General features: G+C 33.2%; 15 protein-coding genes. 2 read left to right on the top strand and 13 right to left on the bottom strand.

The window, feature by feature from the left end; all coding sequences use genetic code 11:
• Positions 1–18: 18 nt before the first annotated feature.
• The 4 genes from Q0783_RS15875 to gcvP form a co-directional block, all read right to left on the bottom strand.
• Positions 19–858 (bottom strand): glycosyltransferase family 2 protein, encoded by an 840-nt coding sequence (locus Q0783_RS15875; protein WP_298896752.1) that lies wholly within the window; start codon positions 856–858, stop codon positions 19–21.
• The gene (locus Q0783_RS15870; RefSeq protein ID WP_298896750.1) at positions 858–1,382 is read right to left on the bottom strand and encodes a methyltransferase; all 525 of its coding nucleotides are present in this window, start codon (positions 1,380–1,382) and stop codon (positions 858–860) included. Before Q0783_RS15870 ends, Q0783_RS15875 begins: the two co-directional genes overlap by 1 nt.
• Positions 1,383–1,384: 2 nt before the next feature.
• Positions 1,385–2,446, bottom strand: a complete 1,062-nt coding sequence (locus Q0783_RS15865) for a 3-oxoacyl-ACP synthase III family protein (RefSeq protein ID WP_298896723.1) — start codon at positions 2,444–2,446, stop codon at positions 1,385–1,387.
• Between the two features lie 180 nt (positions 2,447–2,626).
• On the bottom strand, positions 2,627–5,476 hold the full coding sequence (gene gcvP, locus Q0783_RS15860; RefSeq protein WP_298896721.1) for an aminomethyl-transferring glycine dehydrogenase: 2,850 nt from the start codon (positions 5,474–5,476) through the stop codon (positions 2,627–2,629).
• Positions 5,477–5,601: 125 nt separating this feature from the next.
• Here gcvP and Q0783_RS15855 point away from each other — a divergent pair, with 125 nt between their 5' ends.
• On the top strand, positions 5,602–6,435 hold the full coding sequence (locus Q0783_RS15855; protein ID WP_298896719.1) for a hypothetical protein: 834 nt from the start codon (positions 5,602–5,604) through the stop codon (positions 6,433–6,435).
• Here Q0783_RS15855 and Q0783_RS15850 read toward each other — a convergent pair.
• From Q0783_RS15850 to Q0783_RS15815, 8 genes are read right to left on the bottom strand one after another with little or no spacing between them, the layout of a single operon-like run.
• Positions 6,418–6,669 carry a glycine dehydrogenase gene (locus tag Q0783_RS15850; protein ID WP_230936801.1) on the bottom strand — a complete coding sequence of 84 codons (252 nt, stop codon included), beginning with the start codon at positions 6,667–6,669 and terminating at the stop codon, positions 6,418–6,420. The two genes, Q0783_RS15855 and Q0783_RS15850, sit on opposite strands and share 18 nt — an antisense overlap.
• A gap of 3 nt (positions 6,670–6,672) precedes the next feature.
• On the bottom strand, positions 6,673–7,224 hold the full coding sequence (locus tag Q0783_RS15845; protein WP_230936802.1) for a sigma-70 family RNA polymerase sigma factor: 552 nt from the start codon (positions 7,222–7,224) through the stop codon (positions 6,673–6,675).
• Positions 7,225–7,282: 58 nt separating this feature from the next.
• Entirely contained in the window at positions 7,283–7,981 is a 699-nt protein-coding gene (locus Q0783_RS15840) for a DUF2071 domain-containing protein (RefSeq protein ID WP_298896717.1), read from the bottom strand.
• 5 nt (positions 7,982–7,986) lie between these two features.
• Entirely contained in the window at positions 7,987–8,886 is a 900-nt protein-coding gene (locus Q0783_RS15835) for a TIGR01777 family oxidoreductase (protein WP_298896715.1), read from the bottom strand.
• A 19-nt stretch (positions 8,887–8,905) separates the two neighbouring features.
• Positions 8,906–9,319, bottom strand: a complete 414-nt coding sequence (locus Q0783_RS15830; RefSeq protein ID WP_298896713.1) for a hypothetical protein — start codon at positions 9,317–9,319, stop codon at positions 8,906–8,908.
• Between the two features lie 3 nt (positions 9,320–9,322).
• The gene (locus Q0783_RS15825; RefSeq protein WP_230936806.1) at positions 9,323–9,676 is read right to left on the bottom strand and encodes a hypothetical protein; all 354 of its coding nucleotides are present in this window, start codon (positions 9,674–9,676) and stop codon (positions 9,323–9,325) included.
• 41 nt (positions 9,677–9,717) lie between these two features.
• Positions 9,718–10,002, bottom strand: coding sequence for a hypothetical protein (locus tag Q0783_RS15820; protein WP_298896711.1), 285 nt, complete (start codon positions 10,000–10,002; stop codon positions 9,718–9,720).
• Between the two features lie 56 nt (positions 10,003–10,058).
• Entirely contained in the window at positions 10,059–10,562 is a 504-nt protein-coding gene (locus Q0783_RS15815) for a MarR family transcriptional regulator (RefSeq protein ID WP_298760327.1), read from the bottom strand.
• Positions 10,563–10,674: 112 nt separating this feature from the next.
• On the opposite strand from Q0783_RS15815, the gene Q0783_RS15810 reads away from it, so the two are divergent.
• Positions 10,675–11,385, top strand: coding sequence for a T9SS type A sorting domain-containing protein (locus Q0783_RS15810; protein ID WP_298896710.1), 711 nt, complete (start codon positions 10,675–10,677; stop codon positions 11,383–11,385).
• On the opposite strand, the gene Q0783_RS15805 is transcribed toward Q0783_RS15810, so the two are convergent.
• Positions 11,386–12,165 (bottom strand): hypothetical protein, encoded by a 780-nt coding sequence (locus tag Q0783_RS15805; protein WP_298896708.1) that lies wholly within the window; start codon positions 12,163–12,165, stop codon positions 11,386–11,388. It lies immediately after the preceding gene.
• Positions 12,166–12,169: the final 4 nt, after the last annotated feature.

Below are 12,169 nucleotides of genomic sequence, written 5' to 3'. Positions count from 1 at the left end.
GTTTGCGCAACCTCTTTTTTATTTTAACATACCTTTCCAACGTAATTGTCTAATAAACTGCCCTTGTTCTTTGGTTACTAGTTGTTCTAAATTGTTTCGTTTTCCTCTAAAATATCCTGAGATATAGTTTCTAAAAAGGATAAAACTTTTCTTCTTATAAGCTAACTTTAGTGCAGAGATTAATGTGATTATAAATCCATAACGCATTTTATACATGGCTTCTCCCTGAAGATATTTAGATCCTTTGTTATAGCTTATACCAGTTGGTTTGAGATGCTTAACGTGCAAAGAATCATCTGTCAATAATTCCCAATTGTAATATTTAGCTAGGAGTTCATCAACCGTGTCCCAACCCATAGACGGCTTAAGTTTACCAATATCTAGGAAACATTGCTTTCTATATGCTTTAAGCGCTCCGCGAATATGATCTTTTCGTGTTAGATTTTCTAGAATCCATTCATTTTTTTTCTTTATATAACAGAAGCCAGCTGCCATTCCTAAAGTTTCTTTTTGATTGAAATGTACTGCTAATTGCTCCAAATAATTCTCAGGGAAAATAAGATCGGCATCAAACTTACAAATCACGTCATATTGTTCATCTAGTGTGTTATAACCTTTGTAAAAAGCATTAATGATCTTAGAACCTGGTAAATGCTCATCTGTAGAAACCGTATTGATTAGAGATATATTAGAATGTACTTCAGCATAAGCTTCGATAATTTGTTGTGTGCGATCTGTAGAATTGTCATTAACAACTACAATACGTTTTGCAGAAAGTGTTTGAGAAGTTAGAGATTCTAAAGTTTGAGCTATAGAATCTTCTTCATTATGAGCTGGAATGACAATATAGAAGTCCATTATTTTATTCGTTCGGCATATACAATATAATATCTTGGTGTAAACCAACGTAATAATGGACGTATTCCAATCTTTTTTGTTGGATTTGTCCATTTTTCAGTAGCAATAATCTTCCAACCTGTTTTTTCTAGTAACCAATCAAATTGCCAATCTTCAAACTCGTGGTAATGTCGATCTCGCATATCTGTTTTACTTCTATATGCTGAAGCAAACCATAATTTTAGCGGAATACTAGCTACCAGTTTGTCTGCTTTGATTGATCTTAAAACAGTGAAAGGAGAGAGGAGGTGCTCAAAAATTTCAAAAGCGGTAACGACATTTGCTTTTGAATTTTCTATTTCCGAAGTGTCTAAGTCTAAATCTATTCCTGAAGTATTTTCAACAGAAAAACCGTTTAATTTTAAAATTTCAGACAATGGATTTTCAACACCTAGATCTAAAATAGATTCGGAATTGTCAATATGACTTTTTAAAAACTCAACTGTATGTTTAAACCGCTTGTTGGGAAACGTTTTTTCGTACATTATTAATATTTGTAAACAATAGCATTAATGTGCATTCCTGCACCAACGCTAGCAAATATAATAACATCACCTTTATTAAGGGATTGATTTTTAATTTTATTGTTACGAATTAAATCAAAAAGTGTAGGTACTGTAGCAACAGAGCTATTACCAAGCTTATGAATACTCATTGGCATCACACCTTCTGGTGCTTGTGTTTTGTATAACCTATAAAAGCGTTTGATAATGGCTTCATCCATTTTTTCATTGGCTTGATGTATCAATATCTTTTTAACATCTTTTATATCTACACCACTTTGGTCAAGACAAGATTTCATGGCATTAGGAACATTATTCAATGCAAATTCATAGATTTTACGACCATGCATTTTAATATATCTTGTATCACGACATAGGTCTTGATTGTTAGAATTTCCGAAGTACAAATAATAGGCTTCATCGTAGGTGTATGACGCTGTCTCATGTGCTAAAATTCCACCTTCTTCGTCATCAGAGGCTTCTACAATTGTAGCTCCAGCTCCATCACTGTAAATCATTGAATCCCTATCGTGTTTATCTACAACACGTGATAGTGTTTCACTACCGATAACGAGACATTTTTTAGCCATACCAGCTTTAATAAACGCTTGTGCCTGAATTACGCCTTCTACCCAACCTGGGCAACCAAAAAGAATATCATAAGCAACACATTTTGGGTTTTTAATCCGTAAGCTGTGTTTTACTCTGGAAGCTAAACAAGGTAAAATATCAGATTGAACTGTATTTGATTTTACGTCACCAAAGTTGTGAGCGCAAATGATATAATCTAATTCTTCTGCGTCAATATTTGCATCTTCTATGGCTTTTTGTGCCGCCAAGAATCCTAAATCTGATGAGGTGAGTTGCGGATCGGCATAACGACGTTCAACAATACCAGTAATAGCTTTGAACTTGTCTACAATGATTTCATTTGGATGATCGATATGACTTCCATCGATATTTAAAAATTTATGTTGATGAAAATCTTCATTCTTTTCTACTTCATTTGGGATGTAACTTCCACTTCCTGTTATTTTTATTGACATACGTTGTAATTTTTAAACATAACGATTTACTAATGTAGTTAATTCTAAATGTCTTAGGACAATGTTAGTTAAATAAGTTAAGATTTTTATCAAATTCTTAAAAAATCGAGTGTTAATTGCCTATAATTAAAAAAAGCGCACCTTTTTTTGGCACGCTTTTAAATTAAAATTAAGTTTTGACTAGACTTCCATATATTCTTCAATAGGAGCACAAGTACAAATTAAATTTCGGTCTCCGTAAGCATCATCAACACGACGTACACTTGGCCAAAACTTATTATCTCTAACATAGTCTAAAGGAAATGCAGCTTGTTGACGTGTATATGGTAAAAGCCACTCATCACTGGTGATCATATCCATGGTGTGAGGTGCATTCTTTAATACATTATTATCATTTTCTTTTGTAATGTTATCAATTTCATGTTTGATTGAAATCATTGCATCACAGAAGCGATCCATTTCTTGTTTACTTTCGCTTTCAGTAGGTTCTATCATCATTGTGCCAGCTACAGGAAAAGATACTGTTGGCGCATGAAAACCATAATCCATCAAACGCTTAGCAATATCAACCACTTCGATACCATGTGCTTTAAACGGTCGACAATCGATAATCATTTCATGTGCTGCGCGTCCACGTTCTCCAGAATATAAGGTTTCATAAGCACCTTCAAGACGCTTTTTAATGTAGTTGGCATTTAGAATAGCCATTTCTGTTGATCTTTTTAATCCAGAAGCCCCTAACATTTTAATGTAACCATATGAGATGAGACATGCTAAAGATGATCCAAAAGGAGCACTCGAAATTGCAGTAATCGCTTTTTCTCCTCCTGTTTTTATTAATGGATTTCCAGGAAGGAATGGTACCAACTGTTTTGCTACGCATATTGGCCCAACACCTGGTCCGCCACCTCCGTGAGGAATGGCAAACGTTTTATGTAAATTAAGATGACAAACATCGGCACCTATGTTTCCAGGATTGGTTAATCCTACTTGCGCATTCATATTTGCACCATCCATATAAACTTGACCACCATTATCATGAATAATTTGTGTGATTTCTTTTATTGCAGATTCATACACGCCGTGTGTTGAAGGGTAAGTTACCATTAATGCAGATAGATTGTCTTTATGTAACTCTGCTTTCTCACGTAAATCTTCGACATCAATATTTCCTTCCTCAGTAGATTTTGTGACAACAACTTTCATTCCAGCCATAACTGCACTTGCAGGATTTGTTCCGTGAGCAGATGATGGAATAATACAAATATTTCTATGGTGATCACCACGAGATTCATGGTAAGCTTTAATCACCATAAGTCCGGCAAACTCTCCTTGAGCTCCAGAGTTTGGTTGAAGAGATGTACCTGCAAAACCTGTAATTTCGGTCAATTGGTCTTCAAGTTCTTTTAGAACTGTATGATAACCACTAGCTTGTTCTACTGGAACAAATGGGTGGATTTTACCCCATTTAAACCAACTTAAGGGTAGCATTTCTGAGGCAGCGTTAAGTTTCATTGTACATGAACCCAATGAAATCATAGAGTGATTTAATGCTAAATCTTTACGTTCTAAAGATTTAATATAACGCATCAATTCAGTTTCAGAATGATGCGTATTAAAAACAGGTTCCTGTAAAAATTCTGTTTGACGTTTTAGAGCGTCATTAATTTCATTTCCTTCAGTAATACTGCTAATATCGATAGCATCTTTATTGACACTTTTTGCAAACACAGAAACGATAGCATTTAATTCGGCTAAGGTTGTTGGTTCATTTATAGATAATACAACTTCATCGTCGTTAGGATAGTAGAAGTTAATATGATTGCTTTCTGCTTCAGCCTTGATCTTTTTAGCATCTGCTTTTAGATGTAATGTATCAAAAAAGTTAGTGTTGATTTGTTCAAAACCTAATGCTTTTAAAGTATTGGATAGGGTTACCGCTTTGTTATGAATATCGTTAGCGATGAATTCTAATCCTTTCGGCCCATGATATACGGTGTACATTCCTGCCATAACTGCTAGTAAAACCTGAGCAGTACAAATATTTGATGTGGCTTTAGCACGTTTTATATGTTGTTCACGAGTTTGAAGCGCCATACGTAGGGCTCTGTTACCATTAGCATCTTTAGTTACACCAATGATACGACCAGGAATATCACGTTTATATGCTTCTTTTGTTGCAAAGTAGGCAGCATGAGGACCACCATAGCCCATTGGAATTCCGAAACGTTGTGTGGTACCAACCACAACATCTGCACCAAATTTTCCAGGAGCTTCTAATTTAATCAAACTCATAATGTCTGCAGCAACAGCGACCTTAATTCGTGCTGCATTTGCATTTTTAATGAATGACTTAATATCTGTTACTTGTCCGTGTTTTCCTGGGTATTGTAAAATAGCACCAAAGAAATCTTCGGAAAAATCAAACGTATCTTCGTTGCCTATTACTAATTCAATTTCGATAGGATTTGCTCTTGTTTGCAACAACGAAAGTGTTTGAGGTAGTATGTTTTCAGAAACAAAAAACTTATTGACACCAGCTTTTTTCTGATCGCGTTCACGAACAGCAAATAATAAGCTCATCGCTTCGGCTGCTGCAGTGCTTTCATCTAAAAGAGATGCATTAGCGATTTCCATGCCAGTAAGGTCTGTAACCATGGTTTGGAAATTTAATAACGCTTCTAAACGACCTTGAGCAATTTCAGCTTGATAAGGCGTATAAGCAGTATACCAGCCTGGGTTTTCTAAAATATTTCTCTGAATTACGGCAGGTAAAATTGTTGGGTGATACCCTAAACCTATATATGTTTTGAATACTTTATTCTTCTTTGAAAGTTCGTAGATATGCAATAAATACTCTTGTTCGCTCATTGGAGCATCAAGATCTAAATCTGACTTTAAACGAATACCATCAGGAATAGTTTCATAGATCAATTGTTCTGTAGAATCTACACCAATGGTTTGTAACATTTGCTTTTGATCCTCATCTCTCGGACCAATATGACGTAGTGAAAAATCTGTTGTATTCATTAATGACGTTTGAGTTGTGTTTTTATTTTTGCAAAATTAAGCAAATAATACCCTTTAATTGTTAACGAAAATGAAACTTTTCAACCATTTGAATTGGTTATTAACAGTTTGACTATTTTTGTAGTATGCGTGTTTTGAAAACCATATTGGATTTTTATATTAATAGTAGTATTCATGTGGCTTTAGCAGTATATGCACTGTCGTGGCTAACCTTGATGCAGTTTGATATTACCTATGATGAAAATATACTTTATTTTATATTTTTTTCGACCATTACAGGATATAACTTTATTAAGTATTTTGGACTAGCAAAATTTCATCATCGTAGTCTGGCAGGTTGGTTAAAAGCCATACAAGTTTTTTCATTATTTAGCTTTATAGCATTAGTATATTATGTCTTTAAACTTGAAAAGCAAACATTGGTATATGTAAGTCTATTTGGAGTTATGACATTTTTATATGCTATCCCTTTAGTTCCAAAGAAGATTTTTTTAGATAAACAGCAAAATTTGCGAAGTATAAGCGGGTTAAAAATTTATATTATCGCTTTAGTATGGGCAGGCGTGACAGTTTTTTTACCACTACTAAACAATGAATACCCTATATCATATGATGTGATTTTAACTGCCATACAGCGTTTTTTGTTTGTAATAGCCTTGATGTTGCCTTTTGAAATTCGAGATCTAGTATATGATAGCTTAAAACTGTCTACAATACCACAACGTATAGGAATTTTAATGACAAAATTACTAGGGTCTGTATTGTTAGTTTTATTTTTTATTCTAGAATTTTTTAAAGATGAAATGAATGAAGACTTACTTTTAATTCATATCATAATTACCATTGTTACTTTAGTGATGGTACTCTTTGCTAGAGAAAATCAGAATAAATATTATAGTGCATTTTGGGTAGAGAGTTTACCCATCTGGTGGTTAGTGTTACTATTGATGCTTCGCTAATTCCTTTTCAAAAGCAGATTTAAGGCCCTCTTTTGAGGATGCATCTAAGGTTACTGGCTTCTTTGTAACCAGCTTTGTTAATTTAGTATTGTTTTTTGTGTATTTTCGACACGCTTTACAATACAGTAAATGTATATTTAATTTTATTTTTTCCCACAATGTAGCCTCTTTGTATTGTGTTTTATCACATACATGATTAGCTTCTTCACAAGGGATTATAATTTTGTTACTCATAATTTAAAACCAATTTTTTTCTAGGCAAGCAGCCATGGCTGTTCTAGCTCTATGGATGATTACCCATAGGTTAGACGCAGTAATATCTAATTCATTACAAATGGCTTCAGTTTCATAATTTAAAATCGTTTTCATCTCGAAAACTTGAGCTTGTTTTTCAGGTAATTTTCCTAAACAGTTATCAATAGCTAGACCTAACTCTGTGTTTTCGATCGTATCTTCGGCTGTTTTATCAAAAGGATCTGCAACGCGTTCTTCTAACCAATCACCTTCACTTTCATCACCACTGTAGCTCATTCTAACTTCAGCTTTACCTTTATTAGAATTAATTTTACGGTAGTAATCAATAATCTTTCGTTTCAAAATAGAAATGAGCCAAGTTCTCTCACTTGCTTCTCCTTTAAAATTCTTCATAGATTTTAAACCAGCTACAAAGGTATCTTGCACTAAATCTTTTGCAATCTCTCTATCATTTACACGTGTGATGGTGTAATTAAAGAGATAATCGGAATATAGATTTATCCACTGATTTGGATCTATAACGTGTTTTGGCATTTCTTCTTCTGAAAATTTGTTCCAAAAATAATGTAAAAAAATGATTTTATCTAAAGTTTTAGCGATGTATGGTTTTTTTGTTTTTTACGCTAACATCAGAACCTTCTGCAAGAATCACAGAAGTTGGTTTGACCTGATCAATAAATTTAAAAGATGCACCATAATTAGACTCAAAATTCACATCAATTTTAAAGTTGGTCACCTTTAGTTGACGCCATGATGGATGTACTACTTCATATTCATAAGTTGTATTACCATATTTAGTGTAACCAAAATAGTGTTCTGTTATGAATTGTTCTTCCGAGCCATCTATAATATCTGTATACTCTTTTTCAGTTTCTACCAAAATAGATTGCCAATTGTTCTTGAGTTTCCATTGGTATTCAAATTGTTTACAATTGTTATCCTCTATCCATCGGTGTTTCATTTTATGAGTTTCATAATGTTCATGATAGATAGAATTTGCAACCCAAGTAATTAGTGGTTTTGGAACAATTTCTTTAATAAATACCACGCCTCTTTTATCATTGTGTTTAACATAAAATCGTAGGTTTACCTCTTCAAAGTTTACATGACCAGGAAGTTTTATTCCTAAAACTTTTGTATTCATGAACATAAACCCAACGACGCTAACATAACATTTACCATTAAAAAAGTCTAATTCGGTTCCTTTAGGTACATAGGGAAGTAATACACTAGGGTCAATCTCGTAGTTAATAAGTACTAGGTTTTTCCAATACGCGTTTAAGAAAGTCATAACTATTAGTTTAAAAGGTCATCAAGTGCAATTTCTATATCTGAATGTATGAATTTAAATCCGTTATCTAATAATCGTTTGGGCACTACATTTCTACTTTTTAATACTAATTCTGGTTCTGTACCAATAAGTTTTGCTCCAAATCTAATAAGCCATTCTGGATGAGAGATACCAACTGGTATACGCATAACTTTTCTAAAGCCTTTCATAAGTGTTTTATTGGTTGTTGGTTTAGGAACAGATAGATTAAATTGCCCTTCAAGCTTTTTGTTTTCAATTAAGAACTCTATAGCTCTAGCAAAATCCAGTTCATGAATCCAACTTACTTTCTGATTTCCAGAGGCCTGTTTTCCACCTAGACCAAATCGCACTAAGTACTTTAAAGGTCTAATAGCTCCTCCTTTTTCCCCCATTACGATAGACGTACGTAAAGCGATCTTTCTAGTTTTAGGATTAGTGATTTCGTAGAAAGTTTGTTCCCAAGATTTTGCAATATTCATTGAAAAATCATTACCAATATCTCCATTTTGTTCTGTCATCTCCTTCTCAAGTGAATGCTCATATATGGTTGCTGTAGAGGAGTTTAACCAAACTTCAGGTGGTTGATCACATAAATTGATGGCTAAACCCAGAGCATGAGTAGAATCCATTCGAGAATCATAAATTAGTTTTTTGTTAACCTCATTATACCTGCAATCAACTGACTTTCCTGTAAGGTTTATCAGTATATCTGTTTGTTCTAAAATAGTAGTCCATTGATCTAGATCTTTAGCATTCCAATAGATATCATTATCCCGTTTTGGATCTCGAGTTAATATATAGACTTCGTTTCCTTTTTTTGAGAAGTAGCGTTCTAGGATTTGCCCTAGAAACCCGCTACCTCCTGCTATGGTTATTGTTTTCATTGTTTCTGAATTAAATAGGTTATTGCTTTAGTCCAGCATCATAAATAGGTGTTTTTGTCACTGTTTTATGACCTTGTCTAGACTTACGTCGTCCTCTAAAAAAGAAGAATAGATTAATAAACAACATCACACCTAAATAGATAGAGAAGCCACCAATTTTCCGACTTAAAATTTCTATGAGTGTTTGATAGCTCATCCCTTTGGTGCTGTAGTATGTGATTTTCAGAATTAATAAAGCCCAACCAATATTGATAAGATAAAATCCTATCTCAAAAAGTTTGTTGGTCGCTAAAGCAATGTCTTCTTTGCCTTTAAAGATGTCTAGCATAAAGTATTTACCATTTTTAAATAACATTTTTGATACATAAATAGTAAGTACGATGACTATTGGTAAATAGATAAGATACCCGATAATGATTTTTGAATTGTCCATGATTTATTGTTTTAAGGTTTTTGATTTTACGAGATAATTGAGCCAGAGCACGTTGTTATAATGTAATAGAGCAAGGCCTATGATAATAATACCGAGATGCTCGCTTAATGTATTGAGCATTTGTGGTACGGAAGTGATTGTTTCCCAATATGCTAGTGTAATAACCGCATAGCCAAGATTAACTAGATAGTAACCAATGAGCAGCAGGTTATTAATAGATTTTACTAGTGATGTATTTTGCTGAAATAGGTATAATAAGAACACTTCACCATGTGTATAAAACATCCAACCTACTTTTACCATAATCACTGCAATGATTGGTAGATAAATACAATATGTAAGGATGTTGTAGTTCATGATTTTTATATTAAACTTTCAGAAAATATTGAAAGTGTGTTTTAAATTTTTTTGCTGTGTATAATGTAACTTAAATGAATTAAGAGATATGGCGGGATAATTAATACCCAACTAAGTCTAGCAATAGTTCCATCCCAAAGTAAAAAGAAGACACCTACAAGAATAAAATAGAGATAGATCAACTTATCTTTAGGACAAACGATTAGAAATAGAATAGCTGCTATAACCTGTAAGAAGCCAGTGACTATAAGTCCGTAAGCGCCAAAGATTAAGAAACATAGTGCTATGATATTGGTGATTTTCGATATTTTGAGTACAGTTTTCATAATTCACATATTTATTAAACTTTCAGAAAAAATTGAAAGAATGTTTTAAATTTTTTTTATTTAATGAGTTTTAGTAACGACTTAGTAATCCAGTTTTGTTTTTGACTAACCAATTTGTTAATCATATCATCTGCTGTTTCAGTTAGGTCATGTAAGGCTTTGGTTTGTTTAATGAGTTCTTTTGTTTTTTCGGTGCCATCATCTTTAATGGAGGAAACCTCTTTTAATACTTTAATTACAGGTTGAATTTCCCTACGACTACGCTCTTTTGCTATGGTTCGCGCGAGTTCTTGAACATCTTTTTCTGTAGTGAAATATTCTTTGCGTTCTCCTGGAATGATCTCTTTGGTCACAATACCCCAATCCATTAGCTGTCGTAAATTCATACTAGTGTTTCCGCGAGAAATTTTAAGGTCTTCCATAATGTCTTCCATAGACAAAGGTTTTGTTGAAATAAACAATAAGGCTTGAATTTGGGCCATCGCTTTATTAATTCCCCAAAGTGATCCTAGGCTTCCCCAAGTACTTACAAATTTTATTTTAGCGTCTTCGTAATTCATTAGTATTGTTTTACAGGACAAATATATAAAACATTTTAAACTTTCAAAAATAATTGAAAGTTTATTTTTAATTTATTTTTTTATTACATTTAGATTACTAACTACTCTTACTATGAAAGGAACATTACTCTCTTTATTCTTTTGCTTAATTACTGCCTTTGGCTTCTCTCAAATTGAACTGCAACCAAATCCTAGTAATATTAACTCAGGAACATTTACTTTTAAATATGGTGAATTAGGAGATTATTCCATTTTTGATCCACTGGGTAATCCTAACTTATACCTCTATACAGGTTTACAAACTGATGCTGATCCTATAACTTGGGATTATAACGATGGTGAGTTTACATTAGCTAATCTTGGGCAAATGATTCCGTTAACTTATGATAATGGATTGGGATATTATGTGGCAACGTTCAACCCTAAAACACGCCAATATATAGAAGAAATTTCTCAAAATCTTGTAACCGTACCCAATGGAACTCAAGTTAATGATTGGTATTTTTTAATAACGACCAATGATCTGTCACGACAATCTATCGATTTAAAAGGTACAGATTATGGTTTCAATGCGTCTACTTTATCGGTCAACGACTTTTCAGTAGGAGATGATGTTGTGGTCCTAAATGGCAGCCTTAAGTTTTCAAAGCAAGGCACCTATAAAATTAAAGTTTATGATATTCTAGGTAAACTTATTCGGGATGAAAATCTTGTGATTACCAATAGCTTAACACACGATTTAAAGTTAGAAAAGCATGGGATTTATATTGTAAAGATAACTTCTGGACAAACCACTAAAACAGTAAAACTAATACGACATTAATTACCTTATCTGTAAATGAATATGGTCATCATGACGTACAGCTTGACACCCATGAAAGCGTATGTTTGAATACTGACTTAAACCTAAGTCACTCTTGAGATAAGGTTCAATAAATAGTTTTTGTGATTTTGGGTGTTCAAGCAACTTTTGTATTAAAATAGCTGTTTTGTTTTTATCGAGTTCTAAATTATTAATGGTTCCAAATGTGAGGTACTTCGGAAAATTATATTGCCAATAGCCTTGATCTCTACATTTAGTTGAGTAGGTTCCGTTCTCTTTTACATAAACACCATAACCAGAAACAGAAGGCTTTTTGTTAGTGGGTTTCCCATCATTATCTAAATACTGAAATGAAATATCAATTTTTTTTCCATCATTATGACTTAAATGTGGGAGTAAAGGGAATCCATCAAAAAATGGAAAGTTAGCATCTAAATAGGTTATAACCATCGGATGGTATTTCAAATCTTCAGCTGCATGTTCTATAAGTTGTTTTAACTCAGGATCAACATAATTTCTGAAGAGTAGAGGATATATATAGTTTTTAGGTTTTAAATGACTAGAAATTATAGGAAGTTGTTCTCTGCCAAAATACTTGGCTATAGGCGGAACAATCAAAAGATTAAAAGCCAAATATATTACTGGAAATACGTAACGCTTCTTCTTTTTATATCGAATAGCAGTGATGCTGGATAAAATCCATATGATACCGCCAACTTGTGTGACAATAGTAAGACATACAACAACGATAATATGGGCAAGCCCTTTTATAAGTGACATTTAT

Origin of the sequence: uncultured Psychroserpens sp. (assembly GCF_947500255.1) — a bacterium.
GTDB lineage: Bacteria > Bacteroidota > Bacteroidia > Flavobacteriales > Flavobacteriaceae > Psychroserpens.
Note: the sequence above shows the minus strand (reverse complement) of the source record. Positions and strands in the feature narration are given on the sequence as shown.